The sequence below is a fragment of the Myxococcales bacterium genome, from assembly GCA_022563535.1.
GTDB lineage: Bacteria > Myxococcota_A > UBA9160 > UBA9160 > UBA4427 > DUBZ01.
This window is the reverse complement of record JADFNE010000058.1, coordinates 1-26,443: the sequence shown is the minus strand read 5'-3', so window position 1 is coordinate 26,443 and position 26,443 is coordinate 1. Positions and strand designations below refer to the sequence as shown.

Below are 26,443 nucleotides of genomic sequence, written 5' to 3'. Positions count from 1 at the left end.
CATGCGTCGATCTGTTCGAGCCCGTAGCGCTGGGCCGCAATCGAGAGCGGCATTGTCGTCACGAACACGCCGATCAGGGTGCCCGCGACCAGGCAGACGACTCCCTGAACTGCGCCGACCAGTTCGGCGACGTAGCCCCCCGTCAGGAAGCACCAGGTCGCGATCGAGTAGGCAAAGCACGTCGTGTGTGCGCCCATGGTTCCGTACTCGCGCTCGTCGAGAAGCACCGGCATGCGTCCGAGGACGCTTTCTTGCTCGAGTTCGGGTGCGCTCATCAGGCGCTCCACCAGATACCCAAGAGGGGCAATACGAGGCAGAACACCGTGCAGACGATCCAATCCCAGGCCGTAAATTGCCCGAAGGCTGCTTCCTCGTGGGCTTCTAGTTCTTCTATACGTCGCTCGAGTTCGCGTACGCGGGCATTGCCAGGTTCAGTTGTGCTCACATCGATGTCTGTGCAACCCCCCACTGGCCTGCATGACGCAGCCGGGCGAGACACTAGTCTGCCTTGGGAGAAGGCTCAAGCGGTTTGGGTTTGAGACTGGGCCGAGATGCGTTTGTGTGGCGCTGGCCCGGGCCGAAGCGCCAGTGCGTGGAGGCGAGCGCAAAGCTTTCAGGGCTGCTACCTAGACAACCGTCTTGGCCACGGAGGAGTAATGCAAAGACTCGCGCCAGTGCTTCTGTTCGTCTTTATGCTTGTCGTTGCCGGTCTCCTGCAGGCCGCGCCGCCGCCCGATTTCGGCGAGATGATGAAAGAAGACGAGATGAAGGTCATCGAGATCCAGGTGAACGCGATGAAGGCGGTGAACACGATCGACGGCCCGACTCCGGGCGGGCCGGACGACAAGAGTGCAATTTGGTGGAACGACCAGGGGATCGTGAAGGCCCTGACGCTGACGGACAAGCAGCGAACGAAGATGGAGAAGTACCTGAATTCCTATCGCGAGTCGGTGCCCCCAGCCCAACGACCTGACGCGTTCCACGAGGCCCTCCTGCAAGGCAAGTGGAAGAACGCCCAGGCGGAGAGCGGAAAGGTCGCCAAAGCGGCGTCGGCGTCGGTCCGAATGCGCGCAACCCTCAAAATCGACGTCTTATCGGTGCTGAGCAAGGAGCAGCTCCAGAAATTGGTGGACCAACAACCTCGCTTGATCTACAAGCCGTGGAAGCGCGCCATGAGTCCGCAATGAGCGAGGCATTGCCGCGCTAGCCGGACGCTCGCGGCGCGCTGCCGCGCATCACTCGTTCCGGCGGATTCGAATGCTGTCAATCGTCCCAGATCCCCCGAGACCTCTGCTTGCGGCCGTAGGCCCGCTCGCGACGGCACTCGTGCTTTGCACGGTCGTGCTCGTCGCGCATGGAGACACACGCGTATCGGAAGAGGCGCCGCGGGAGTCGTTACCTGAGACGATTCTGTCCGCGATCGAACAACTCGAGTCCCAAAACGATGCCAAGTGCCACTCGACAGCCAGCCGCTTCGAGGACTTCCTGTTCGGAACGCCACTGTCGACGGAGGCCCGCCTCGCCCACGAAGAGGCGAAGAAGCGCGTCGCGCTGCGCCTCTGGTCCGCGGCCTCGCGTTCGGCTTCAAAGGCGGGTGACGCGACGATCGAGGCCGGGCATGTCGACGGCGAAGCTGCGGCGATCGTAATCCCGACGCAGCACGACGACGGCCGGATCCACCTCGAACTCGCGAGCGGAAGCAAGGTCGAACTCGAAGGCCGTCGGGTGGAACAATACGCGAGCATCGCGTATTCGCTCCGCGCGGTCCTTGTTGTCGATCAGGAGCAACTCCTGGCGGGCGGCGATCCGCTCCGGCCGCTCGCGCGCGAGGCAGTCGACGCGATCGTACGCACACTCGATCTCCTGAGTTTGGCCGCTCTAGAGTTCGCCGATCGCGATGCGCGGACCCAAAACGAGTTCGAAGTTACGAAAAGGAGCATGGTTTCGGCGTGGGCGCGTGTCGCGCCAATGCCGAAAGACGCTGCCGGCAACGACGGTCTTGCGACCGGCTCGGCTCCGCCCGACCCCGTGCGCGTGCGCGCGCAGTCGCTCGCGCTCCTCGAGCGCATCGCGGCCGGGAAGCTCACGGCCTACGAGCGCTACAACGGCCTCGACGGGGAGGAGGCGAAAAAGCTCCTCGTCTTCAACATAAGTCGCTTCTATGCCAGGCAGCCGCTCTCGCGCTACCAGGAGGATCGCCGGGCCTTCCTGGTGGTCCTGCAGAACCAACTGGTTAAGTTCGCCGGCAAACTCCTGCACGCCGCCGACGAACGCGCGCGCGCGTCGGGACACCACCTGATCCGCGCCGGGGACGCGCAGGTCGCAGTTCAGCAGCTCGTTCCCCAGCGGGTCGACGAGTTCGAGGACGTGCACGTCTTCCCCAAACTGCCCGCCGACGCGCGAATCACCCTCGAGGCGTTCGACTGCGATTCGATGCGAGACTTCGCGCTCCACTGGCGGGCTTTGGTGAGCGCCGCCCGCGCGGCCCCCGACTCCCAGCGCCTACCCGATCCGATCGCGGCGGAGATTCTCGCCGAAACCATCTCGCAGTACAGCGTGCTGGTGCTCCGCCTGGCTGGCGAAATTGCCAAGAAGGGTGTCGAGACCGTGCGTCTTCGCCGGAATCACCTGGCCCCGGCGGCCGCGGTCGTCGCCGAGCGCGCCCTCGACCACCATGCCGCGCGGGTCGACGAGTCTCCCGCGGGTGTAATCGTGTCGGCCCCGGATGCTGTTGCGAAACCCGACGGCGAACGTTTCTTCACCGATGTCACGGCCGAAACCGGCATCGACTTCACCCACCGCTCGGCCCGCTGGCTGGGAGAGATGCGGCGGCGCCAACTCAAAACACCGCCGACCTTCTCGGGCGGCGGTGTTGCGGCACAGGATATCGACGGCGACGGGGACATCGACCTGCTTTTCGTGGGCGGCGGTGGCAACGCGCTCTACCTGAACGACGGCAGCGGTAGCTTCACGGACATCACCGAGCAGGCCGCGCTCAATGCCGTGCAATCCGACGGAACACCGGGGGAGCCCCGCAACCCGATATTTGCCGACTTCGACAACGACGGCCGACCCGACCTGCTGATCACCTACGTGAACGAAGACCACCGCCTCTACCGCAACCTCGGCAACGCCCGCTTCGAGGACGTTTCCGCTGCCGCAGGCCTCGGTGGCAAGGGTCTGGTGGGGGGCCCGGCGACCGTCTTCGATTTTGACGGCGACGGGTTGCTCGATATCTACCTTGGCTACTTCGGTGACTATCTCCACGATGTCATGCCGACCCTGGCCCGGGACAACCACAACGCGCTGCCCAACCGGCTGTTTCGCAATCTCGGAAATTTCCGCTTCAGTGACGTCACCGAGGGGAGCAACGCAGACGACACCGGCTGGGCCCAGGCGGTCTCGCACACGGACTTTGACCGGGACGGGCGGCAGGACCTGATTGTGGCGAACGACTACGGATTCAACGCATTCTTGCGGAACCTGGGCGGGGGTCGCTTCGAGAACGTGACAGCGGCCCTGGGCATGACCAAGGCGTTCCATTCGATGAACGTCGGGATCTCCGACCTCAACGATGATGGCTATCCCGACGTCTATATCTCAAATTTGGCCATGCTGGTCAAGGACGACAAGTACACGTTCCCGGACGTCAACACGCCGCTCAAGTTCGACCTGCACTCGATGGCGGGAGTGCTCATCAAGGAATCGAACGTGCTGTACTTGTCCAGGCTTCAGGAGGAGCGGCTCGTGGCCTACGAACCGTCGAAGAGCGTCGAGCGGGGGGCGACCTCTACCGGCTGGGCCTGGGACGCAGAGTTCCTCGACTTCGACCACGACGGCGACGACGATCTGTACGTGGTGAACGGCACCAACGACTTCAACACCTTCTCGATGGTGTATCGGCACACTAGCGGCGACGGACCCGCAACCGAGCACATGCTCGACCACAGGCGGGAGTCGAACGTCTTCTTCCGAAACGAGGGCGGGAAGCTCGTGAACGTCTCGGGCGAGAGCGGCGCAGACTTTGCCGGGAACTCGCGCAGCACCGCCTATTTTGATCTCGAGGGAGACGGGGATCTCGACATCGCCGTGAACAACTTCCACGGCAAGGCGACGATTCTGCGCAACGAGGTCGGGCAGCGGGCTGGCTGGCTGAAGTTGCGCCTCGTCGGAGATCCTACACGCAATACGAACCGCGATGCGATCGGCGCGCGAATCACGGTGACCACCGAAGACGGCTCGCGTCGGCATCGGGAGGTGCAGGGTGGCTCGGGATATCTTTCGTTCAATCCCACGCAGCAGCACGTCGGTCTCGCTGGCTTCGCCGTCGCAGACGTCCGAATTATCTGGCCGAACGGCGATGTCCAGAGCGTGGCCGGGCTGGCGGCAAACGCGGCCTACGAGGTGCATCAGGGGCAGCCTGGCGCGCGGCCCGCCGACTGAGGGCGCGCACGTCGACTCTCAAGAATGCGCTCGCAGGGCAGCAATTTTTCTTCATGAGCAGGCAAGTCGAATTTTCGAGTAAAAAATCGTCACTAATTGCAGGAATGCGCAACTAACAACTTTATGTACTCACGCGAATTGAGCTGACGAGGTGGCCTTGAATGCCTGCTCAGCATCCAATTGTCTTTTTCTCTGTCATCCCACGGGGGCGGTCTGCTTTCCAGAAAAAGTTCTCGCAAATGGAACTTCTTGGTTGACTTTCTTGCCCGCAAAGCGGAGGATCGATCCAGGAGTTTCTTTCTTTTTCAGGAGGACGTGATTAAGCACCCTTGGAGTTGGAGCTGTATCGCCCCTTTTAGAATAGGAGTACGTTGCAAATGCATACCAGTAGATCTAGAACCAAGACCAAGGTAAGTCACCTAGTCACGTTCGTATTAATCCTATTATTCAGCATTCTTTCGTCGAGCAGCCAGGCGCTTGCTGGCACCAAGCTCTACACAGCATCCTGGATTGCGGAGTCGTTTGGTAACGACATCGCTGGCATCGGGACCGGCGACTCGAGGTACTTCTCGTTTTACGCAATCCCGTTTGGCTACCAAGGTCACAGTCTCTTCCCGCTCTGTGACCTCATATCGACACCCTACGTGACCACACCCACCGGTACGATGTTTAATCCCCTCGGCGGCGATTCAGTATTCCCCGGTTGTCGGTTGCTCACGGCTTCGGAGACGCGTCCCCCGAAGTTCGGAACGGAGACGCCCCTCGGTGGTTCATGTCCAGGCGCACCAGCGTCACCGTGTTCCAAAACAGCCCCGCTGTATAGGAACGCTCAGTTCTTCGACGCGGACGGTTTGAAAGTCCACGACCATATCCAGGGCTACACCACAATCGGGAAAGACGTGGCAACCACGTACCTCGGCCCCGGTAATGCTCTCCGCGGCCAAGGGATGAAGGGTGCACCGGTTGCGGGTGGTGGTTCTGCGACGACGTCGGCTGGTACCGCTCCCGGCAAGTTCTCGTTCAACTTCCCGGCAGCCAACCCGTCTCCGGCAACGGACGGCTTTCGGATGACGACAACGGGTTCGTTCCCGGGCGTCTTCCCGTACCTCTACAGTTACACGTACGCGAACATGCGGAACGACGTAGGTAACTTTGGAGTCGGTAAGGGCTTCTTCTCGACCGGTGCTTCGACCCCTGGCGGCAATCCGCGAACCATGGCGACGTACACGCTGAAGATCGCCGGTGGCCCGGTCCAAACGACCACAATCACCAGAGGCACGAAAACGTTCGGCGGTGTCATGAAGCTCCTGGGCAGCTACAGCACGAAGGTTTGTTACTTCTACGGGGGTGGCTGCGCGCTCGGCTACGGTACGTGGCAGTACGAGCTCATCGGAGCGGCGGGCAAGAAGAACGTTGCGGACAAGAACCATCCCAAGGCGAGCTCGGTCGTAGATCGTCCGTTCACCACGACAAAGACGTTCATGTACTTCAATACGGCAACCGGGTCTAATCCCAAATACACGAACGTCGCCGAGCGCTGGCCGTGGACTACTGGAACCGTGACGGTAAAAGCCACCGGCCGCGGGCAGCACGATACCTTCGTTCGCCGTGAAGGCTTCGACAACCGCGATCCAGCTGGCGTCGGGACGCTTCAGCTCGTGAGCCCGGTTGTCACGCAATGGCTCGGGGGTACCCCCGCTTCAATGTCCGAGACCGGCGGTGTCGCGATCATGCAGATCCGGTTTGTTCCGGAACCCGGAGTGTTCGCAAGCCTGATCTGCGGTATAGCGCTCCTGATGGTGCTCAAGCGGTACCACGCCTGAGCTTGATCGCGAGCAAGGCTCGCTGCAGGTTCGTCGGAAAGATTGCATTCTGCAATCTGAATGCACCTTGGCGTCGGCTCCCCCGTCTTCGAGTCGGGTGAACTACCATACACAATTACGAGTCAATTTCGAGGCCGGAGGTACAGACCGCAGCGGATCAAGCCCTACTCGTATTCACCCGATGAAAGGGGTCGAGGGAAGGAGCCGCGCCAAGGGTGGATCGCCCCGCACGTATACTTGTCGTCGACGATACGCCCGACAACGTCCGTCTCCTGCAATTGGATTTGGAGGACGCCGGCTACGAGGTCGTCTGCGCGACGAATGGCGTCGATGCCCTCGAGTGCGCGGCCAGCGAGAATATCGATGTCATCTTGATGGACTCCATGATGCCGGTGATGGATGGTGTCACGGCGCTTCGCGAACTCAAGGCCACTCCGGAGCTTGCTGCGATTCCGGTTGTGATGGTGACGGCAAAATTCACTGAAGACGACGTGATCGAGGGGTTGGACGCCGGCGCACACGACTACATTACAAAGCCCTACAACCGCCTCCAATTGCTCGCGCGGGTCCGCTCCGCGATACGAATCAAAGAGTCGCACGACGTAGTGCAACAATTGAACCTGAGTCTCGAAGAGGCGAGGGAACAGGCCGAGCGGGAAGCTCGCTTCAAGAGCGAGTTTCTGTCAAGCATGAGCCACGAGATCCGCACCCCACTCAACGGCATTGTCGGCATGTCTGAGTTGCTGAGCAAGACTGAGCTGACCGCGTCTCAGGTCGAGTTTACCGACACGATTCAAAGCTGTAGCGCGGCGCTGTTGATGCTGATCAATGACATTCTGGATCACCAGAAGATCGAAGCTGGCAAAATAGAACTGGAAGAGATCGATTTCGATCTGCGTCGCTGCATCGAAGAGGTCTGCGACATCGAACGATCTCGTCTGATTGAGCGCGATCTTTCGATCGCGCTGCTGATCGAGCACGATGTGCCGATCGAAGTCCGAGGGGATCCAGGGCGGTTGCGTCAGATCGTGCTCAACCTGGTGAACAATGCCATCAAGTTTACCGCGGAAGGTGGCGTCTCGATCGTGTTGGCTCGTGCAGCTGCGGGGACGGATCGCATTCGCTTCGAGGTCGTGGACACGGGAATCGGCATTCCGGAAGAGGCCCGGGAACGGTTGTTTCGGAGTTTTTCCCAGGTCAATGCCTCGACGACTCGCAAGTACGGCGGAACGGGTCTGGGCCTGTTGATCTGCAAAAAACTCGTGGAATTGATGGACGGTGAGATCGGAGTCGAGAGCGTCGAGGGGGAGGGGGCGACTTTTTACTTCGAACTTCCGTTCCGTCTGCCTGACGATGCCGCATCCGTTCGCGGAAAAACATTTCCCAGCATCGCGGGGGTGCGGGCCTGGGTCGTGGGTGGGCGTGAACCCGTAGGTGAGATGCTGGCCCGGGATCTCGAAAGCTGGAAGGTCGATGCCAGTTTCGTTGGAATGGGCCAGGAGGTCCTGCGCGGTGTCGCCGCCCTGGCTTCGGACACAGACCAGCGAGTTGTCGTGCTCGTCGATCAAGCCGTCGAAGACATCCGGCCCGACGCGTTGGTCGCGTCGCTCCGGAAGTTGCGGGATGTTTCTCTCGTCTCGCGAGCACGCCCATGAGTGGAGACGGGCGCCGGGTCCAGGATATGGGCTTCGATGCTTATCTCGCAAGCCCGGTGAAGCGAAAGCAACTCCACGACGTGGTTTCGATGGTGCTTGGGGAAACCGGAATGGACGCGGCGACGGGCAGGCGCGAACTCGTGACCCGACATCTGGCCGCCGATCAACGCCGCTCACCCGCGCGAATCCTGCTGGCCGAGGACAATCGCGTCAATCAACGGGTTGCTGTGCGCATGCTCGAAAAGCTCGGCTACAGCTGTGAGATCGCCAGCGACGGACTTGCGGCGGTTAGCGCAATCGAGACCGGCGAATACGATGTGGTGTTGATGGACTGTCAAATGCCCGAGATGGATGGGTTCGAAGCGACTGCGGCGATCCGGGCCATGGAGGGCGACCGCGGCAAAATGAAGATCATCGCGATGACCGCGAACGCAGTCGCCGGGGATCGCGAGCGTTGTCTCGAGGCCGGGATGGACCAGTATCTGGCAAAGCCCGTGACCCTCGATAGCCTGCGCGATGCGTTGTTTCGGGCACTCCTGCCTGGCGGCGACTGAGTCGAGGCACTCCCCGGCTGAAATGCGGAGATGAGTGTCCTAGTCTCGGGATGCAATGCCCGACTCTGACACTCGCTGGTGGGCCACGGATCCGTGGATTGCATTCGCCTCGGGCTTTGCGGTCTTCTTGCTTTTCTGTGGAATCGAAACGCTGGTCGAGTTCGACGGCTACTTCGTCAAGTACAACATGGCCGCGCGGCAATATCTCGACGGCAACCTGCCCATCGTTCGTCTGACGGATTTGAGCCCACTCTATTTTCAACTCTGTGTGCTCGCCGAGCGATGGTTCCCCGGCCCTGTTCTGGCAGTGGATTCAGTCGGTTGGGTGCAGCGAGCCGCCGTGTCAGCCAGCGCAGGCCTTCTCTATCTCATCTTGGTTCCGCGTCTGTCGCGAGCCTGGGCACTGGCAGGGGTGTTGATTTTTGCCTTCGAACCCCACGTGTTGGTGTACGTGCGAATTTATGAGCCAGAGATCGTGCTCGTTTTCTTTTTACTCGGTTGTATCGCTGCAGCCGATCGACGATCACTCCGGAGCGCACTCTGGGCCGGGGTCTTTGCGGGCTGCGCCATTGCGACTCGACCTACCTTTCTGCCGCTCTTCGTACTGCTCGGGCCCGTATCCTATGGGTTGCGTGGCAATCGGGGACGGGGACTCCTGACGAGATCAGCCGCGTTTCTCTTGCCGGTGATATTGTGTGGGATCCTGCTCGGATTGCGGGCAGAGAGGGTTACCGGCGACTGGTCGAGTCCCGTAATGAACCCGGGCACCGTGTTCTTCGAAGGGAATCATCCTCTTTCTCGGGGAATCAGTGCCGAATATCCGCCCATCGTCGCGAGCATGATCGAGGTGGATCGCAGTGTTCCTGTTCCCGACGAAGCGCACGTTCGCTATCGCGGTATCGCCAGAATTGAACTCGAGCGAAACCCCAGCATTGAGGATGTCAATGCGTTCTGGGCAGGCAAAGCACTGTCGTTCATTCGCGCAGAACCCGTTCGCTACGTCAAGGGTTTGGCGGACAAAGCTTTGAGGATCTTCCGGGATTATCGCTGGCACGATATCGAAAATGCCGACAGCTATGCGTCGACTCTCCCGAATCTCGATGGGTTCTTTGCTGCGCTTTGCAGTTTTGCCCTGGTTGGCATGGTGTGGGAACTCCGGCGTTGGCGAGTGAACTTGTTTTTCTATGCCTATGTCCTCGCGCAGATCGGAGTGATGCTGATTTTCTATGTTTCGGCGCGGCAACAGATCGTCACCGTGCCGCCACTGATTTTCTTTGCGGCAGCGGCTGGGCGATCGCTGTTGCAGCTCCGAAGCAAGGCGATCCCGTGGTTGGTTGTGATCGTGCCACTCTTCGTTGTGTTGCTGAGGAATGGTGAAATGGTGCGGGACGAGCTCCATATGATCGCCGGGAGGTTGAAGGCACACGAGATCGCGCGAGAAATTAAAGAACGTACGTCGTCCACGATGCTGGCGTCGCAGCCCGAACTCGTTGCCCAGATGTTGGCCGCGGCAAGTTGGCTCTCGCGCGAAATCACTCCTGGAAATGTCGGCCAGGAGGATGAAAGCTCGCTGATGGCGGCAGTGCGCGTGCTCGGCCAGAAGCACGATCGAGATTTCTTTGACGAATTTGATCTGGCGGTGCTCGAAGTCGAGGCGGGGGCTCTTGCCGACGCGCAACTGCGCCTCGAGGGCCTGGTCGAGACCGGCCGGCTCGCTTACCGCGGTCACCAGCAGGCTTCTGATCCGCTCTTCTATCTGGGACGAATCGCGGGACTGCAGGGACGCAGCGAGGAAGCGGTCGAAATCTTGCATCGGGCTCTCGAGCGAACACCCGGCGATCCCTATGTGCTGGCGGAGTTGATGGTGCTCGGAGGCGAGCCCAAGTATCGCGCGATGATTCAGCGCTACTACAGCGTCTCTGACGCGCAGCTGTTGTTGGGGGAGTCCTACTTGATTCACGATCGTGCCGATCAGGCGATCGTCGAATTGAAGGCCCTGTTGCGGCATTTGCCTCGATCACGTCGTGCTGGCGTGGCCTTGGCAGTGGCCTATGGGAAGGCGGGCAAGCTCGAAGAGGGGGTAGAGGTTTATCGTGACGTCCTGAAGATCAGTTCAACGCCGGTGATCTGGAATGAAGGCGTGAGCGAACTCTACAGGCACTGGGCTGCGAGTCGGCAGGACGACCTCGAAGTTCAACTCGATGCTGCAAGAATTTTGTATTTTCACGGTCGCTTTCGGGAGGCGTTGGAGATGTTACGCGCGACTGACTCCCAAAACGACCCGATACTGGACATGATCTATAAAATTCGCACCACCTTGTCGCAGGTCCCGGTACCGACCCATTGATCGCGGTTCAGTCGCGGATGGACTCAGGTGCGCCCGGTGACGGCGTAGCGCAGAGCAAGCTCAACAGAAAGGGACGGAGCCGTTCCGCGACCAGGGCGTGTCCGCGTTCGTTGGGATGTTGATCCAACGACGATACCCAGTAGTTCGGCGCGTAGCGTCCCATGAAATCCGGCAACAGGTTGTAGACCGGGAAGTCGTTGTCCCGAGCGAAGGCGACCACATGATCGGTGATGGCCTGGAACGGATAGGATTCGTCGAGTTGGACCAGCATCGGAAACACGACCAGGCCCACCCGAGTCCCGCGTGCCCTGGCAAGGTCTCTCAAGTTCAACAGATTGGCCTGGGCCTTTCGCCACTCCGAAGTCTGATGCTCCACCCCGAAATATGAAGCTTGAAACCGCTCGGCATATAGAGAGGCGACTCTCTCCCGGTCTTTCATGCCCCGATACAACCGATACAAATACGAAAAGCGATAGCGGACGGAGCGCTGATTGGCCTGCGTGATCTCCTCGCGTATTCGGTCGAAAAACTCGGGAATGGACGCGGTTCGCGTGCCATCCCGGAGAAAGAAGACGATCACGAGAAGGTCGGGATCAAACTCTTCCGCGGTGGCTTGCCAAACTCGCAGCCACTCGTCCGTTAGACTGCCGGGAAGACCGCCGTTTAGAATGTCAACCCCGTCCGGGGCCGATGGGATTTGAGATGCGGTCAAGTCGCGCTCGAGCAGTTCGGGGAAGATCTTCGCATCGTCTTTGACTCCTTGCCCGAAGGTGAAGGAGTCGCCGACCATCAGAATGCGTTTTCGGCCTGGGGGTTTGGGCGAAGGATATTCTCGGTCGCGCAGGTTCCAATGGTTGCGTCGATAGGCAAAGGTTTCACTCGCCTTTTGTTCGGCCACCAGCCGCTCGTACCAGGGAGCCTGCCAGAGTATTCGCGCACCCACCTCACAGATCCCCGCTCCAAGGACGAGACCGAACAGCACGAGTGCCATGCGTTTCACCAGCATCGAATCCGCCGAAGGCACCCTGAAGCAGAGGTGTGGGTCGAGTTGTATTGCGAGGGCATCGCCGTCATGAGATCACTCGGCTGGATCCGTTTCGGGAGCTTCGGAGTCCAGATACCCGAGCAGTTTTAGTTGCTCAACGAGTGCATCGGAGAGCTTGGGCATCGCATGCGCGGGTGGAAACGATTGTTTGCGTTCTACCAGCAAGCGATGCAGCTGTTTCGATTCGGCGATCAAGTCCTCTTCCCACTCCGAGATGTGGCCATCTACCGGGTTGCCGAGTCCTTCGAAGCGATCGATACGCAAATCGTAGGTCCAGGCCCTCCCCGAGTCGTTGTCCAAGAGTAGCTTGTTGGTTACGCCACGAAATGTCGTGATGTTGCGACCGAGGGTATTGAGTTCACTGATCGCGAGCTTGCTCATGACATTGGAATCGCGGTTGATGAGCGGAACGAGGCTGCGCCCCATGGGTTGCGAAGAGGCGGCTAAGCCAGATAGATCGAGCAGGGTAGGGAAGATGTCGGTAATACTGGTCGAAGCCTCGACCCGGGTACCGGCCGGAATCTTTTTTGGATACCAGAGAATCATTGGGATGCGAATGACTTCGTCGTAGAGCGTGAAGCGGTGACCCTTGCCCTCGTGCTCGAAGAACTCTTCCCCGTGATCGGACACGAGCGCCACGATGGTATTGTCCATCAAGTCGCCGGCTGCGAGATCGTCGAGAATCTTTCCGATGTGGTGGTCCGTCCAGGCGATCTCTCCGTCGTAAAGGGCGAGGATGTGATCGAGATCGGCGCGGGACATGCGCGGATTTACCGCTGGATTGCGAAAGAAGTTCTCGCCGCTGAGAGTGCCTTGATAGCCGGGGTCGAACATCGTGTCGTAGGGCGGTGGGGGCACGAAGTCAAAGTGCACGTCCCATAGATGAACGAACATGAAGAATGGCGCTTGGGGGTCGTCGTTCTGGTAATTGGCCAGCCATTGCTTGACCTGCGCTACGACCCGAGGGTTCGTCACGTCGCGATGGGAAGCGTCGACGATCTCGGCGGTGTCGAGATTTCCGGAATCCAGGGCGACTTGTTTGCTCTGATCCGCGTAGGAGGAGCAGTCGATGTAGCGCTCGAAGCCCTGGGCGAGTCCAAAGGTTGGATGAAGAAACGGACCCGCGAAGAATCCAACCGTCCGATAACCGAGCTCGCGGAAGCGTTCGGCCAGGGTGAGGCGGCTGTTGTCCAGGCGCCGGTTCGAGTCGTCACAGCCGTGCACGCTGTCCGATAGACCGGTAAACAGCGCCGCGTGTGCGGGCAGGGTCCACGAGCTGCTGCTCACAGCGTTCGCGAAGATTGCCCCACCCGCGGCGAGTTTGTCTATTCGCGGGCTGGTGTTCTTCGGGTATCCGTAGGCCCCCAGGTGATCGGGGCGCAAGGAGTCTACCGAGATCAATACGACATTGGGCGGCTCACTCTCGGATGTGTCCTCTCGAGCGCAAGAAGAAGAAATCGCGCAGGTAAAGGCTACGGCAAACACGAGGTTGCGGGACGCGTGGAATATTCGGTGTGAGATCATCTCTCTATGTCTCGTCATCTAATCATCTCTTCGCCGCTATACCACTACGCAGACCCTCGGCAGCCGATACTAGCCAGCCGGATTTCACGCTGCCATGAATCGGAGGCGTGGTACGGGACGGACAGGACCCGGTCGGATCGGTACGGCGGGACTTGCGCTAGCGTTGCGGACGAGTCGAGGTGTCCAAGGCGCCGCTGGCTCGGAAGACTCAGGAAACAGCTTCGCCGGGTCTGCGAATTAATGTGATCAATGAGTCGTCCCACTGTCGGAGGTAAAAAACATGACTCGTCGCGCACTGATGTTGGTTGCCATCTCTCTGCTGACCGCGGCCCTGCTGATTCCCTCTTTGGCATCCGCGCAGTACCGAGAGTTTTCGGGTCGAATCGACATGGTGAAGAAGAAGAAGTTCATCGTCGACAACCGACAGGGGGACAAGGTTTCGTTCGTCTTTATCGCGGAAACGGAAGTCACAGGCATCAAGAAGTCGGTCAAGAAGATCAAGAAGGGAGATTGGGTGACGGTTTCGTGGAAGTTCGTGGATAATCCGCGCAAGGCCTACAAGATTGTCGTCAATTCTCCGAGGGAAGAAGACCATTGAGTTCCTCCCGACCACTCAGCACTTTCGAGTTTTGCGATGAACAGGTCTGATCCCTCACCCCCGCTGCGGCCCGACCAGTTCGACCGCTATCGCAGGCATTTGAGCCTGCCGGAGATGGGTCTCGAGGGTCAGCAAAAGCTGCTCGAATCCAATGTGCTGTTGATCGGTGCGGGTGGGCTTGGATGTCCGCTTGCGTTGTATCTCGCCGCCGCCGGAGTTGGGCACCTGGGCCTCATCGACGACGATGTGGTCGAAGCCTCCAATCTCCAACGACAAGTTCTCTACCAGACCCGCGACGTGGGGCGTTCGAAAGTCGAAGTCGCCAAAGAGCGAATTGTCGCGCTGAACCCAGACGTCGAAGTCACGACGTATCATGAACGACTGACCTCCGAGAACGCGCTCGAGATCTTCGCAGCGTACGACGTCATCGTTGACGGCACCGACAACTTCCCGACCCGCTACCTGAGCAACGACGCCTGCGTGTTGCTCGGCAAGCCCAATGTCTACGGCTCGATCTTTCGCTTCGAGGGACAGGCTTCGGTTTTCGACGCGCGCACTGGGCCGTGTTATCGCTGCTTGTTCCCCGAGCCGCCGCCGGCGGGATCGGTTCCTTCCTGTGCCGAAGGGGGAGTGCTGGGGGTTTTGCCGGGGATCATCGCCACGATTCAAGCGACCGAAACGATCAAGCTGATCGTGGGGAGCGGCAAGTCGCTATCCGGCAGGTTGCTGTTGTATGACGCCCTCGCGATGGAATTCAACGAATTTCAATTGAAGAAGGATCCCGATTGCCCGGTCTGCGGCGTGGCTCCGTCGATTGTGGAGTTGATCGACTACCAGGGCTTCTGCGGTCTTCCAAACCTCGACGAAACGCCAGCGGTGCGCGGCGTCAGCGCAGCCCAGGTCGCGGCGCGCCTCGAGGCCAAGGAAGATTTTCTCCTGCTCGACGTGCGCGACGACGACGAGTTTGAGCGGGCCCGGATCGAGGGTTCAAAGCTCGTTCCCCTCGACCAATTGGAGGCCCGGCTCCCGGAGTTGCTCGAATGGAAGTCGAGCCCGATCGTCGTCCATTGTCATTTGGGCGGGCGCAGCGAAAAGGCGTGTCGTTTGTTGATGGAGCGGGGGTTCGACTCCGTCGAAAACATGGAAGGTGGTATCGACGCCTGGTCACTCACCATCGATCCGAAAGTTTCACGTTACTAGTATCGAGTTCTCAGGGAGAGCAAGTTCCGATGGCCAAGTCCATAATTCCGAATCCCCTCGAACGAAGGCATCTGGTCGAGAAAGATCTCGACGCGATCGCAGCGTCGAAGATCGCAGACGCCTACCTCGAGGAGGGACGCAAGCTCGAGGCGATCGACTTTCTCGCCAAGGCCAACGATAGCGAGAGACTCCGGGCGATTGCCGAGGAAGCAATCGCCGACGGGGATACCTTCTTGCTGCAGTCGGTCACGCAACTCATGGGCGAGGATCCCGACCGAGCGACCTGGCAGCGTTGCGCAGACGCGGCGGAAGCCGCAGGCAAGGAGCGCTACGCCGCCACGGCCCGCAGAAACGCGGTGCGCAGCGAAGCCTAGCAGTGCTCGATGAGCACATTCGCATTGAAAACGCGCGCTCACACAATCTGCAGGGTGTCAGCTGCCAGATCCCATTGGGACAGCTCACCGTCGTTACGGGTGTTTCCGGTTCCGGAAAATCGACCCTGGCTTTCGACACCCTGTACGCCGAAGGTCAGCGACGCTACGTCACGTCACTGTCGACGTACGCCCGTCAGTTTCTCGAGCGACTTCCCCGCCCCGAAGTCGACTTCATTTCGAATCTACCTCCGGCGATTGCCATCGAACAGGCAAAGCGGGTTCAGAACGCCCGCTCGACGGTTGGAACCGCGAGCGAGATTGTGGATCTACTGCGGCTACTGTTTTCGAAGATCGGAGAAACCCGTTGCCTCGACTGTGATCTTCCCGCGCGACCGGGGGGTGTGGTCCCGGTCTCGGAACGAATTCTCGCGCGTCACGAGGGCGAGCGCCTGATCATTGCGGCGCCACTGTTGGCGTTGAAGAAAGAGACATTTCGAGAGCGCCGGGATCGTCTGCTCGCATCGGGTTTCACGCGCATCGTGGCGCCTGAGGGTGACGTGCTCGAGGTCTCCGAACTCACCCTGAAGTCGTTGAAGGCCCATTGGAGCCAGGCTCTGTTGTTGATTGACCGCCTGGTTCCCAAGTCGGGCGCTGAACGTGTGCGCCTGGTCGAATCCGTAGCCTCGGCATTTCGCGAGGGAGGCGGTCAGGTCATCGTCTTCCGGCCGGGTGAATCTCGCTCGAGCTTCCGGCAGGGCTTCGCCTGTGATCGCTGTGGCATGGAATTCATGGAGCCCACCCCGGCGCTCTTCTCCTTCAACAACCCGCTGGGCGCGTGCGACGCGTGCAGTGGCTTTGGGCGTACCGCCGAACTGGATTGGGAACGTGTGGTTCCGAACAGCCGGCGCAGCATTGAAAACGGCGCGATTGCTCCGTTCGCCACCCCGAGCGGCAAAGGGATGCAACGCGATCTCCTGGAGGCTTGCGAAGCGCTGGGGATCCCGGTCGATCAACCATTCTCGGAGCTCGACGAAGACCAGCGCACCCGGGTGTTCGAAGGAGACGACGATGTGGATTGGTATGGCGTGCGCGGATACTTCGATTGGCTCGAAGGGCGCCGGTACCGGGTGCAGGCCCGCACCCAGATCGCTCGCTACCGGCGCTATGAAACTTGTCAGAAGTGCGCGGGAACGCGTATTTCAATCGCAGCCCATCGGGTCGTGTTGGGGGGGCAGAACATTGGCGACGTATCTCGTCTCTCCATCTCGGGGCTGATCGAGTGGCTGGATGTGCTCCCGTTGTCGAGTCATCAGCAGGAAATGGTCGGACGAGTTCTCGAACTGTTGACGGCACGACTGGCGACCAGCGAGGCCGTTGGCCTCGGCTACATGAATCTCGATCGACAACTGCGAACGCTTTCGGGGGGCGAGGCGCAGCGAATCCAGCTCGCGACCGCGCTCGGCGGGAGCCTCACCTCCGTGCTCTACGTGCTGGATGAACCGTCGATCGGCCTGCACCCGCGAGACATGTTGCAGTTGCTCAGTGTGCTGCGTTCCATTCGCGATCAGGGCAATACCGTAGTGGTGGTCGAGCACGCCCTGGAAATTGTCAGAGCCGCGGATCACGTGATCGACCTGGGTCCCGGGGGAGGCCGCGAGGGTGGTGTGTTGGTGGTCGAGGGAACCGTGGCGCAGGTAGCCGCGCATGCGAAGTCGTGGACCGGCCGCGCACTGCGGGGAGAGTTTTCGGGCAAGGCTGGCGAGGGTTTTGGCGCCGACTTCGAAACTTCGCTGACGATCGTGGGGGCGAGCGAACACAATCTCGCCGGGATTGATGTCGTCGTTCCGCTGGGTGCCCTCGTCGCGGTCACCGGGGTTTCCGGTGCGGGCAAGTCGACCCTGGTGCATTCGGTGTTGGTCGGCAACCTGGTGCGCGGCTTGCCAGCGGGAGCGGTGACGGGCGGTGACAGCCGCAACATCGAGCGCGGAGCTTGTGAGCGGATCGAAGGGCTCGAGCATCTCGACCGCGTCGTGGTCGTGGGACAGAGCGCTGTGAGTCGCAGTCCCCGATCCAATCCGGCCACGGTCTCGAAGGCATTCGAGGGAATTCGCAAGGCGTTCGCCGGAACCCGCGCGGCGAAAGCGGAGGGCATCGGCCCAGGCTGGTTCTCTTTCAACGTGGTGGGTGGCCGCTGTGATGAGTGCGAAGGAACCGGGGTCGTGGTGATCGACATGCAGTTTCTGGACGATGTTCGGGTGCCGTGCGAGGCGTGCGCGGGATTGCGCTACCGCGCGGAAGTGCTCGAATTGCAGTATGCGGGTCGATCCATCGCTGAAGTGTTGGCGCTTTCCCTCGACGAGGCTGTGGAGGTATTTGGCGATCACCCCAAGATCATCAGCTGCCTGGAACCGATGATCCGGGTCGGGTTGGGTTACCTGTCGCTGGGTCAGCCCCTCTCCACGCTCTCCGGTGGAGAACATCAGAGGATGCGCCTGGCCCTGGCTCTCGCCCAAGGTGCGGACCGAACCCTCTACGTGCTCGACGAACCCACCACGGGGTTGCATCCCCGGGATGTCGATGTGCTGATGAGTTGCCTACGCGAGCTGATCGACGCGGGGGGCAGTGTCGTCGTAGTCGAGCACAATCTCGAAGTGATCGTGAAAGCCGACCACATCATCGATCTCGGGCCAGAGGGTGGCCCCGGAGGGGGCATGCTGGTCGCCCAGGGTTCGCCGCAAGCTGTCGCCCGCACCCAAGAGTCCCACACGGGCCAAGCGCTGAGGGGAATTCTCATGCCCGATTCGCCGTTGGCCGATGACACACGGGATGGCTACCGCTCCCGATAAACTAGATTCTGATGAAATCCTTCCCGCGGCTGGGGCCGCAGTCCCGCTGGGTCGCTTTGCCGACTCGCTCGAGCATGTCGCCTCGCAGCTCCGGCACAACGGTGCCATGGCGCTGGTGGTCGTCGACGGCGAACTGCTCGCGGAGATCGAACGCCGATTCGGAGTCGACGTGCATCGGATTGCGACCGAGCGTCTGGCCGCCCTGGTCATGGAAGCCTGCAACGCTTGTCTCGAGCCGGATGATCTGGTGGTCTGGGGCGGGGTGGGGGCAGATGAAATCTTTGTGTTTTTGTTTCGCCCGCGCTCCGATGATCGATTCTATCGGGAGACGCTGAGCAAAATCGCGAGGACGATTGCCGCGAGTATTGCGTCTGCCGGCAATCGGATCGTCTATCCGTATCTTCGCGAAATGCCGAGTATTCCGATCGGCTCCTCCGTCACGATTCACAATCCGGGCGTCAGCGAAGAGCGACAGATTCGCGAAACCCTCGATCACGCCCGGGCAGATGCCGAACTCAACGCGCGAATCGAAAGCCGCGCCCGAGCGCAGAGTTTTCTGGATCTGGTACTCGCCGAAGATGTGACGACGCTATACGAACCGATCGTCAATGTGACGACCCGCGAGGCCATCGGCTACGAGGCGCTGTCCCGGGGACCCTGGGATTCGAAGCTCCACGCTCCAGATGTCTTGTTCGAGATGGGGGAAAGGACCGGGTTGATCTTCGAACTCGATTGCCTCTGTCGTCGCAAGGCGCTGCGCGGCGCGCGTGGGCTGCAACCCGGCAAGCTGTTGTTTTTGAACTGTCTACCGACCGCGATCCACGATCCCGCCTTCCGGGGCGACGTACTCAAGCAGACCCTCGAAGAACTCCGCTTGCGGCCGAGCGACGTGGTCTTCGAAATCTCGGAAAAAGAATCGATCCACAACTTCGAAATCTTTCGCGAAGCGCGGGACTACTACGGCGAACTGGGTTTCAAGGTTGCACTCGACGACACCGGTGTCGCCTATGGGAGCCTGGAGGCCATCATGGAGTTGTCTCCCGACTTCATCAAAGTAGATCTGACGCTGATCCGCGGAATCGATACGGATCCGCCGCGCCAAGAACTGTTGCGCGCCCTCAATGCAGTCGCCGCTTCGATCAACGCCAGCGTCATCGCCGAGGGAATCGAGACGAGCGAGGAACTCGCAACCATTCACAATCTGGGCATCTCCTACGCCCAGGGGTATCTCTTCGGGCATCCCGCGCCCCTTCGAAAAGGCGTTTGACGACTAATTCGAGCGCCTCTGCCTGGCTGCGATTCCGACCAGGCCAAAGCTCAAGAGTATTGCAGTGCTGGGCTCGGGGCACTCGACCCCATTAAGTGTCTCTTAGGCTAGGTCATCAGTATGTCCGAATCTTGCTGACGGGAAACAGTCCAGCGAAATTATTCGGATGCGCCGCGCCGTAAACCTGGCGGCCGCACTCAAGGGCAAGAAGTGGGACCAGCTCGAGGCGTGGATACGCATCAATCCACCGTGGGTGAGCTATGTCGATCCGAAACTCTACGACGCGGATTCGCCCGGCTCGCCATATCTCAAGTACTTAGAGTCGTCCGGCGTGATCAAGGCAACCCTTTGCCGGGACATCGAAGAAGGGCAGACGAGTAAGGCGGGCCGGAAGCTACTGGAGGAAATAATCAACACAGCACTGTCCAATTCTACGCGGGTTGGCGTTGACCTTGAAGGAGACAGGCCACGCCAGCAAATCTTTGCAGGCTCACTTCTGGCCGCACTATGGCTGCAGTTCTTGAACAGCGTGACGGAAGAGCGGATCAGCACTTGTGCAATGTGCTCGACGTTGATTATCGATCCGCCGGCAGCGATTCACAGGCGCCGTGCTGAACTGAAGACTTGCTCCGCCACATGCCGCACGCGCCTAAGCCGCAGAAGGAAGGCAGAGAAGGCAGCAGCCACTTAGCCGCTGTGGCCGCAGCAGCAGCTAACAGCTGCCTAAATCCTTACCTCCAGAACTGCAGCTCAGTCTGCTGCCGGCGGTGCCTAGTTGCTGCTCTAGCTGCTGCTGAGGCCATGTAGACCGGCTGTGGCTGTGGTGGGCTGCGATGGCTGCGGCTGGAGTGGCTGCGGCAGAACAGGTTTGTTGTACGCCGGCGCCCACGCTGCCAGAGCCTCAGCCGGGCACTTTCCGGGCCTGAGTTGCAGCCGATGCGGTCAGGGCTTAGGTACTCTCTGAAGTCTGATCCCGAGCGCAGCCAACAGGGAGAGTCAGGGCATGTTGGAAACGGTGGGCGAATGGGCCGTCTTCTCGTGGGTGCTGTTCGCGTACATCTGCGCCTACGTAATAATCATGCTTACGGACATTGATACTCGTTTCCCTCTCTTCTTTCCGATTTTTTGGCTGGTTGTGATCGTGAGCGTCGTCAATTTCGCTTGGAAACAACGGAAAGCCTTTGTCGCCGTGATGCGGCAGCGCCCGCCCAAAAAGCTGAGCCGTCCCAGCTCAACCGGTGCTGCTGGCCTGCAGGGTCCGCTGAACAGTGCCCAGTCCACACTCGAGCTGCCCAGCAATGGCCCGCAGCGAATGTCCTCTGGAGTGCAGCCGCACCACTCGCCGCTGCTGTTTTGGTGTCAATGCTGGTGGCCGGCCAATGATGCTGCCACGCTTACGAGCGGCGGCGATTCCAGCAATGGTGCGGTCCCTGATTAGATCAGCTTCTAGTTCAGCGAAGATGCCGCACATGCTGAACATGGCCCGGCCCACCGCTGTACTGGTGTCGATTGACTCGCGCAGCGAAACCAACTCAATGCCGAGCTCGCTGAACTGTTCGCCCAGCCTTGCCAGGTGCAAAACTGATCTGGCTAGCCGATCCAGCCGAACAATGGCAACGCCTGAGATTTTATGGGCCACGGCAGCTTGCAGCAGCGCATCCAGTGCTGGCCGCTTGTCCTTTCTGCCCGATACGCCGCTGTCGACGAACTCGACAACCTCGACGCCACGCCGATCTGCATAGGCTCGCAGCTCGGTTAGCTGGGCCTCGACGTGCTGCTCGTTAGTTGAGACTCGCGCATAAATGCCTAGCGGTAGTGCTTTCTGTCTCGCCATCGGTGTCGCCTCCCGTTGGTGTATCGAAACTGTCTCTGCCAATCCGCCATCCAGGGCCTTGCAAGCTGCCGCACTGGCAGGCTTCCCGACTGGCCGAATTACTGTACCGCAACCGGAGAATTTCGATACATCTGTTGCTCCTATCAGCCACCGCCTAGAATGCCCTGTGCGGCCCTAATCAGCAGCCGCTGCTATTCGGACCCGGCTGCTGCAGTTATCCACATCAACCCTGGAGGTGCCGTGTGATTGCTAAACGTGGAAAGAATGTGAGACTGTCGGATGCTTCCGAGGTGTCGATTTTGGCGAAGGAGCCCGCATGAGTACGCAAGAGGACGACGCGCGATTGGCCGCGAATCGTGATGCTGTGGTCAAGCACCTGAAGGCCGAGCTGGGCGGTGACGTTCCAGTGCTGGAAATTCCCGGTCAAGGCGTGCGGTTCTTTCCAGCCGGGCTCGGCCAGCTCCTCATCATTTACGAATTGCTGTGGGATATTCCAGAACCGCAGCACCTCGTGGACCGGATCGACGCGCATGTGCTGCAACGCCTGCGCAATGGTCAGTCGGGTACGATGACTTCAACGGGAACTACCTTTGCCCCATAGCCGCTGCTGACTGAACTGAACCAGGAATATGAGCTGCACTGGCGCCACCGCTGCCACACAGCTGCTAGCGGTGGCGTTGCTGTGTCTGGCGGCTGCTGCCAGCTGGCGCTCGAGCTGCGGCACTGCAGTCCTGCGGCTGCCAGAGGCTTGCTGCTATATCGCCATGGGGTGGGGTGGTACCCCGCAAATTTCTGCGCCCGCAATATCATTACCTCCAGCATCAGCACAGATCAGCCTTCCAGCCCTGCTGCATCCCGCGCTGCGGCTGGTCCAGCTAAGCACAGCCAGCTTTGTCTGGCGTACGTCCAAAGCTGCCGCACCGTGGTGTTACACTGCGCTGCTTAGGGGTGAGGAGGGAGGCGCCAGGATGAGGTTTGCGCGTTCGGTGCGGGTGGGTGTGATCTGTGCGGCCGTGGCGGTACTGGTTGGATGCGGCAGTAGCGGGGGAGGCAGCGGCGACAAGGTTGAACTCTCGAACCCGCAGGGTGCCGTTAGTGCCGACCCGGGACTGCGAGGCGACTGCCAAGCGATTGGTTTCGAAGGCGCGTGGCTCCTCGTGGTCAGGCACAGCGGAGTTGACGCGGGTTCGCGGGGCTTCATCCGGGGAACCTTCCTGCCATCCGGTGCGGCGTTCACCTTTGACGGCATATTCAGCTCATCGGGGCCAGGATCAGGGCCGGGCTCTGGCTTGGGGCCCGACGAAATATCTGTAAGCGATTGCTACTCGTCCGGCAGCGATACGCAGCTGCGGATTGAGCTTTACGTCATCACAACCAGTGGCGAGCGTACCAACACCGTCAGCGACACGTTCAGCATCTGAAGAATGGCTGCACCCGTTCCTGCGCTGAGCTGCCGCAGCCAGCCAGCGCTCGAGCTGCGGCACTGAAGTCCTGCGGCTGTCAGCGGCTTGCTGCTAAATCGCCAGGGGGTGGGGGTACCCATCAAATTCGCTGGCTGCCCATATCATTACCTTCTGCTTCCACACAGATCAGCCATCCACTGTTGCTGTGTCCCGCGCTGCGGCTGGTCCAGCTAAGCACAGCCAGCTGGCGTCAGAAGCTGTCGCAGCGCAGTGTTACAATGCACTGCCTGGGGGCGAGTAAGGAGGCGATGATGACTGCTGCGCATTCGATGCGAGTCATTGTGCTTTGTGTGATCGTGGCGTTGCTGTTCGGATGCAGCAATGGCGGGGGAGGCAGCGGTGATAAGTTGGAGCTGTCGAACCCACGAGGGTCGATCAGTGCGGACATCTCGCTAATCAACCTCTGTGCCGGGTTCGGTTTTCCCTCGGCGTATGTATTCACCGCCGACTACGATGGCGACTTGAATGTCGGTGACCAGATTTTCGTCACCGCAACCTTCCTTCCGTCCGGTGGCACCCTCAATACACCCAAAATTATCGGGACTGACCCAACTACAGGCTCGTCCATTACGCCAAACGACGTCAGCGTCTTCGATTGCTATATCGCCCAGAGCGACACTACCCTGCGGGTTGAGGTCGACGTCATCAACTCAGCCGGGGTTCGGTCTAACACCGTCAGTGCCACGTTCAATATCTGAAAAGTGGCGGCAGTCGTCTGGTGCGGCTGCGTCTTAGCAGCCTCTGCTGTCTATCGCTGAAAAATGCTGGCACTGAACGCGGCATGAAACTGCCTTAAACTCCAGCAGCAGCAATTCAAGCCAAAGGAGGGCGCATGACGATTGAGCAGCGACTGGACCGACTCGAGCGGCAGAACAGAATCCTGAAAGGAGCAGGTGCTGCTTTGCTGCTGGCAGTGGTGGCAGTGGTGGCTGTTGCTGTCATGCATGCAAGCATGGGTGCAGGCATGGGTGCAGGCATGCATGCAGCTATCCCGGATGTTGTGAAGGCGCGGGCGTTTCATGTGATCGGGAAGAGCGGCAAGGTTCTTGTAAGAATAGAGTCCTTCCCTATCTCAGGTGAAGTCGGGCTAATCCACACGTTGAACGAGGCTGGGCACTTTCTCGTGGGACTTTCAGCATCTGATAACGGAGCGGGCCTTCTCATTACCGAAAACGGGAAGGGGCAGGAACTCGTGAAACTTGGAACGTCCACGGGCGGCGAGGGCACAGTCACCACGCTGAACGGGAAGGGGCAGGAACTCGTGAAGCTTGGAGTGACCACGGGCGGCGAGGGAACGGTCACCACCATGAACGGAAAGGGGCAGGGACTCGTGGCGCTTGGAGTGTCCACGGGCGGCCTGGGCGCGGTCGTCACCAAGAACGGGAAGGGGCAGGAACTTGTAAAGCTTGGAGTGACCGTGGATGGCGAGGGCATGGTCATCACCATGAACGGGAAGGGGCAGGATCTCGTGACGCTTGGAGCGTCCACCGATGGTCTGGGCCTAGTAACCGCATACGATCCAAGCGGGAGACGTGGCTACGGGCAGCTCAGTCCCCGCAAGTAAACCCACCACTGCAGCATCCCAGCGCCAGCGGGAGCAGCAGGGCAGGGTTGCTCTAGTGATACGTACCGAAGGAGCAAGCACATGATAGGTCGTCATGTCCTGAAGAAGACGTTCCAGCTTAGTGGCGGCGCTGGCTGGCCATGTCCTTCATGCGGTCAAGGCGTGCTTAGGCTAGTTGAGGAGTCATTCCACTTCAAAGACCGAAGCGAGTTTGACCCCGACTGGACGGAGGGGACAGTCGATTACGTGTACGCATGCTTGTTCCGCTGCGGAAATGACAGGTGTCGCGAGACAGTATCGAGTGCTGGTGTCGGCGGATTAGAGCAGGAGGTCTCCCAATTTGAGAACGAACGTCCCGAAGTTGAATATGTGAACTACTTTGCGCCACGGTTCTTTGAGCCACCGCTGAGGATTATCGAGATCCCAAAATCCTGCCCCGAGACTGTCTCGGAACCACTTGAAGAGTCCTTTCGATTGCTATTCGCCTCTCCCCGTGCTGCGGTCAACAGCATCCGAATCGCAATGGAAAAGCTACTTACCGCGCTCAATGTCAAGAGTTTTTCGATTCGCGGGGGCAAGCGCAGATCCATCACCCTTCATAACAGAATTGACTTGATGCCTAAGAAGTATTTGGAACTCAGAAAATACGTCCTTGCTAGCAAGTGGCTCGGAAACGCCGGCAGCCATGGTCGCGACAACGTCACGCTCGATGATGTTCTCGATGCGTACGAAATGACGGAGCACGTTCTCCAGGAGATCTACGCACCAAAGCAAAAGAAAGTCACGGCCATCGCCAAAAAGATCAATAAGAAGAAAGGCCCGACGAGGTAGCGGCAATTCGAGAGCCCGGCGCTGGCCTGTGTGTTGTTATCGAGCTGCTTGAGCGGGAAGAACCCGCAGCCACTGCCTCAGCGGCCAGGCCCGGCTGCAACCATGGGCTGCGGCTGCAGCAGGGCAGGCCTGCTCTAATTCAACCGCCTGCGCCTGGCTGCGAGTCCCACTAGACCGATGACCTTCGAAAGGCGCATATTGAGGGAGGGCTACGCACGTGAATCGATCAGTCAGCGTGTTTCACGTCGAACTTTCGCCGATTATTGAACCACAGGACAGCTGTACTGATCGATAGCGCAATGATCAGAAGACCTTCGCTTCCCAGCGTGGCAACGTTAGGGACTTGGAAGCAGGGTTCACTTTCTATGTGAACCGGCCATGACACGGCGGGGAGTAAATTCGCGTCGTAAACAATTGGGGTGGACGCCGACACCGTACCGGATGTTTCGTAGCAATTGCCGCCGCTCCAAAATGAATTATAGGCGAAGTTTGGGCTAACTGAAGCGTTCAGATCCGTAACAAACAGATCGGATCCACGAGTTTCGCTTCCTCCCTGAGCGTAGTTGACGGTTGCCTCGACCTGCGGAAACTCTCCTGACGGACAACCTGTGCTGGCATAGTAAAGAGTCCCACTCCTTGCATAGACACTCTGGGAAACATTGTCGAATGTGACATAAACTATGGCTCCGTCGATGTCGAACCATGATGATACGTACTCAGAATTTGTTGAGCCTCTCTCCGGTCGTCCAATCCTGTTACCAGCATCGTCAACGATTGCCAGGCACTCAACATCTGTGACGGTTTGTGCGAACACTACGGACGGTAGGAGAAGTACCAAGATCACTAGGGCATGGACGGCGAATCGCATTTTGAACCTCCAGAATTGACGAATCCCTTTAGAATTAGCAGGCCCGCTGGTGGGTTGCTCTACTTCAAGCGTCTGCGCCTGGCCACGATTCCTACTAGGGCCGCCGTAGCGCGAGTCGCGCTGTCTCCAGTAAATCGTGGCTCCGAGGAGAGTGAGCAAAATTGCGATGCCGACACGGCTACCGCTCACGAAAAGTGCCGCTCTGGA

General features: G+C 59.8%; 22 protein-coding genes. 17 read left to right on the top strand and 5 right to left on the bottom strand.

Going from position 1 to position 26,443, the window contains the following annotated elements; genetic code table 11:
* On the bottom strand, positions 1 to 275 hold a 275-nt coding region (locus IH881_15705; protein MCH7869140.1), incomplete at its 3' end, for a hypothetical protein.
* Positions 276 to 656: 381 nt separating this feature from the next.
* On the opposite strand from IH881_15705, the gene IH881_15700 reads away from it, so the two are divergent.
* The 6 genes from IH881_15700 (at position 657) to IH881_15675 (ending at position 10,822) form a co-directional block, all read left to right on the top strand.
* Positions 657 to 1,187 carry a Spy/CpxP family protein refolding chaperone gene (locus IH881_15700; protein MCH7869139.1) on the top strand — a complete coding sequence of 177 codons (531 nt, stop codon included), beginning with the start codon at positions 657 to 659 and terminating at the stop codon, positions 1,185 to 1,187.
* A 70-nt stretch (positions 1,188 to 1,257) separates the two neighbouring features.
* Positions 1,258 to 4,443 (top strand): CRTAC1 family protein, encoded by a 3,186-nt coding sequence (locus IH881_15695; GenBank protein ID MCH7869138.1) that lies wholly within the window; start codon positions 1,258 to 1,260, stop codon positions 4,441 to 4,443.
* 377 nt (positions 4,444 to 4,820) lie between these two features.
* Positions 4,821 to 6,266, top strand: a complete 1,446-nt coding sequence (locus tag IH881_15690) for a hypothetical protein (protein ID MCH7869137.1) — start codon at positions 4,821 to 4,823, stop codon at positions 6,264 to 6,266.
* 215 nt (positions 6,267 to 6,481) lie between these two features.
* Positions 6,482 to 7,921 (top strand): response regulator, encoded by a 1,440-nt coding sequence (locus tag IH881_15685; protein ID MCH7869136.1) that lies wholly within the window; start codon positions 6,482 to 6,484, stop codon positions 7,919 to 7,921.
* Complete coding sequence (locus IH881_15680; GenBank protein ID MCH7869135.1) at positions 7,918 to 8,475, top strand: response regulator; 558 nt, start codon at positions 7,918 to 7,920, stop codon at positions 8,473 to 8,475. Before IH881_15685 ends, IH881_15680 begins: the two co-directional genes overlap by 4 nt.
* A gap of 55 nt (positions 8,476 to 8,530) precedes the next feature.
* Entirely contained in the window at positions 8,531 to 10,822 is a 2,292-nt protein-coding gene (locus IH881_15675) for a glycosyltransferase family 39 protein (GenBank protein MCH7869134.1), read from the top strand.
* Positions 10,823 to 10,829: 7 nt separating this feature from the next.
* On the opposite strand, the gene IH881_15670 is transcribed toward IH881_15675, so the two are convergent.
* Together IH881_15670 and IH881_15665 are read right to left on the bottom strand one after the other, a co-directional pair.
* Complete coding sequence (locus tag IH881_15670) at positions 10,830 to 11,822, bottom strand: hypothetical protein (protein ID MCH7869133.1); 993 nt, start codon at positions 11,820 to 11,822, stop codon at positions 10,830 to 10,832.
* 78 nt (positions 11,823 to 11,900) lie between these two features.
* Entirely contained in the window at positions 11,901 to 13,409 is a 1,509-nt protein-coding gene (locus tag IH881_15665; protein MCH7869132.1) for a sulfatase, read from the bottom strand.
* A gap of 262 nt (positions 13,410 to 13,671) precedes the next feature.
* Here IH881_15665 and IH881_15660 point away from each other — a divergent pair, with 262 nt between their 5' ends.
* The 5 genes from IH881_15660 to IH881_15640 are packed head-to-tail and all read left to right on the top strand — an operon-like array spanning position 13,672 to position 19,676.
* Positions 13,672 to 13,989, top strand: a complete 318-nt coding sequence (locus IH881_15660; GenBank protein MCH7869131.1) for a hypothetical protein — start codon at positions 13,672 to 13,674, stop codon at positions 13,987 to 13,989.
* A gap of 36 nt (positions 13,990 to 14,025) precedes the next feature.
* Positions 14,026 to 15,189: a molybdopterin-synthase adenylyltransferase MoeB gene (gene moeB / locus IH881_15655; protein MCH7869130.1), complete on the top strand. Its 1,164-nt coding sequence runs from the start codon at positions 14,026 to 14,028 to the stop codon at positions 15,187 to 15,189.
* A 29-nt stretch (positions 15,190 to 15,218) separates the two neighbouring features.
* The gene (locus IH881_15650) at positions 15,219 to 15,563 is read left to right on the top strand and encodes a hypothetical protein (GenBank protein MCH7869129.1); all 345 of its coding nucleotides are present in this window, start codon (positions 15,219 to 15,221) and stop codon (positions 15,561 to 15,563) included.
* Between the two features lie 2 nt (positions 15,564 to 15,565).
* The gene (gene uvrA, locus IH881_15645; GenBank protein ID MCH7869128.1) at positions 15,566 to 18,409 is read left to right on the top strand and encodes an excinuclease ABC subunit UvrA; all 2,844 of its coding nucleotides are present in this window, start codon (positions 15,566 to 15,568) and stop codon (positions 18,407 to 18,409) included.
* Entirely contained in the window at positions 18,390 to 19,676 is a 1,287-nt protein-coding gene (locus IH881_15640) for an EAL domain-containing protein (GenBank protein ID MCH7869127.1), read from the top strand. Before uvrA ends, IH881_15640 begins: the two co-directional genes overlap by 20 nt.
* 3 nt (positions 19,677 to 19,679) lie before the next feature.
* Here IH881_15640 and IH881_15635 read toward each other — a convergent pair whose 3' ends face one another.
* Positions 19,680 to 19,736: a hypothetical protein gene (locus tag IH881_15635; protein ID MCH7869126.1), complete on the bottom strand. Its 57-nt coding sequence runs from the start codon at positions 19,734 to 19,736 to the stop codon at positions 19,680 to 19,682.
* Positions 19,737 to 19,842: 106 nt separating this feature from the next.
* On the opposite strand from IH881_15635, the gene IH881_15630 reads away from it, so the two are divergent.
* Positions 19,843 to 20,367 (top strand): hypothetical protein, encoded by a 525-nt coding sequence (locus IH881_15630; protein ID MCH7869125.1) that lies wholly within the window; start codon positions 19,843 to 19,845, stop codon positions 20,365 to 20,367.
* Positions 20,368 to 20,907: 540 nt separating this feature from the next.
* Here IH881_15630 and IH881_15625 read toward each other — a convergent pair.
* Entirely contained in the window at positions 20,908 to 21,510 is a 603-nt protein-coding gene (locus tag IH881_15625) for a recombinase family protein (protein MCH7869124.1), read from the bottom strand.
* Positions 21,511 to 21,826: 316 nt separating this feature from the next.
* Between IH881_15625 and IH881_15620 the strand changes: the two genes are divergently transcribed.
* The 5 genes from IH881_15620 to IH881_15600 all read left to right on the top strand — a co-directional run bounded on the left by IH881_15620 (position 21,827) and on the right by IH881_15600 (position 25,368).
* On the top strand, positions 21,827 to 22,111 hold the full coding sequence (locus tag IH881_15620; GenBank protein ID MCH7869123.1) for a hypothetical protein: 285 nt from the start codon (positions 21,827 to 21,829) through the stop codon (positions 22,109 to 22,111).
* Positions 22,112 to 22,478: 367 nt separating this feature from the next.
* Positions 22,479 to 22,931, top strand: coding sequence for a hypothetical protein (locus IH881_15615; GenBank protein ID MCH7869122.1), 453 nt, complete (start codon positions 22,479 to 22,481; stop codon positions 22,929 to 22,931).
* A gap of 290 nt (positions 22,932 to 23,221) precedes the next feature.
* Positions 23,222 to 23,671 carry a hypothetical protein gene (locus IH881_15610; GenBank protein MCH7869121.1) on the top strand — a complete coding sequence of 150 codons (450 nt, stop codon included), beginning with the start codon at positions 23,222 to 23,224 and terminating at the stop codon, positions 23,669 to 23,671.
* 134 nt (positions 23,672 to 23,805) lie between these two features.
* Positions 23,806 to 24,537: a hypothetical protein gene (locus tag IH881_15605; GenBank protein MCH7869120.1), complete on the top strand. Its 732-nt coding sequence runs from the start codon at positions 23,806 to 23,808 to the stop codon at positions 24,535 to 24,537.
* 81 nt (positions 24,538 to 24,618) lie between these two features.
* Positions 24,619 to 25,368: a DUF4145 domain-containing protein gene (locus IH881_15600; GenBank protein ID MCH7869119.1), complete on the top strand. Its 750-nt coding sequence runs from the start codon at positions 24,619 to 24,621 to the stop codon at positions 25,366 to 25,368.
* The last annotated feature ends 1,075 nt before the right edge of the window (positions 25,369 to 26,443 follow it).

What these genes read in the sequence shown, in the direction of transcription:
- IH881_15700 (MCH7869139.1), top strand. Translation starts at nt 657, where the DNA reads ATGCAAAGACTCGCGCCAGTGCTTCTGTTCGTCTTTATGCTTGTCGTT.
- IH881_15695 (MCH7869138.1), top strand. Translation starts at nt 1,258, where the DNA reads ATGCTGTCAATCGTCCCAGATCCCCCGAGACCTCTGCTTGCGGCCGTA.
- IH881_15690 (MCH7869137.1), top strand. Translation starts at nt 4,821, where the DNA reads ATGCATACCAGTAGATCTAGAACCAAGACCAAGGTAAGTCACCTAGTC.
- IH881_15680 (MCH7869135.1), top strand. Translation starts at nt 7,918, where the DNA reads ATGAGTGGAGACGGGCGCCGGGTCCAGGATATGGGCTTCGATGCTTAT.
- IH881_15675 (MCH7869134.1), top strand. Translation starts at nt 8,531, where the DNA reads ATGCCCGACTCTGACACTCGCTGGTGGGCCACGGATCCGTGGATTGCA.
- IH881_15665 (MCH7869132.1), bottom strand. Translation starts at nt 13,409, where the DNA reads ATGACGAGACATAGAGAGATGATCTCACACCGAATATTCCACGCGTCC.
- IH881_15660 (MCH7869131.1), top strand. Translation starts at nt 13,672, where the DNA reads ATGACTCGTCGCGCACTGATGTTGGTTGCCATCTCTCTGCTGACCGCG.
- moeB (MCH7869130.1), top strand. Translation starts at nt 14,026, where the DNA reads ATGAACAGGTCTGATCCCTCACCCCCGCTGCGGCCCGACCAGTTCGAC.
- IH881_15650 (MCH7869129.1), top strand. Translation starts at nt 15,219, where the DNA reads ATGGCCAAGTCCATAATTCCGAATCCCCTCGAACGAAGGCATCTGGTC.
- IH881_15640 (MCH7869127.1), top strand. Translation starts at nt 18,390, where the DNA reads ATGGCTACCGCTCCCGATAAACTAGATTCTGATGAAATCCTTCCCGCG.
- IH881_15630 (MCH7869125.1), top strand. Translation starts at nt 19,843, where the DNA reads ATGCGCCGCGCCGTAAACCTGGCGGCCGCACTCAAGGGCAAGAAGTGG.
- IH881_15625 (MCH7869124.1), bottom strand. Translation starts at nt 21,510, where the DNA reads ATGGCGAGACAGAAAGCACTACCGCTAGGCATTTATGCGCGAGTCTCA.
- IH881_15620 (MCH7869123.1), top strand. Translation starts at nt 21,827, where the DNA reads ATGAGTACGCAAGAGGACGACGCGCGATTGGCCGCGAATCGTGATGCT.
- IH881_15615 (MCH7869122.1), top strand. Translation starts at nt 22,479, where the DNA reads ATGAGGTTTGCGCGTTCGGTGCGGGTGGGTGTGATCTGTGCGGCCGTG.
- IH881_15610 (MCH7869121.1), top strand. Translation starts at nt 23,222, where the DNA reads ATGATGACTGCTGCGCATTCGATGCGAGTCATTGTGCTTTGTGTGATC.
- IH881_15605 (MCH7869120.1), top strand. Translation starts at nt 23,806, where the DNA reads ATGACGATTGAGCAGCGACTGGACCGACTCGAGCGGCAGAACAGAATC.
- IH881_15600 (MCH7869119.1), top strand. Translation starts at nt 24,619, where the DNA reads ATGATAGGTCGTCATGTCCTGAAGAAGACGTTCCAGCTTAGTGGCGGC.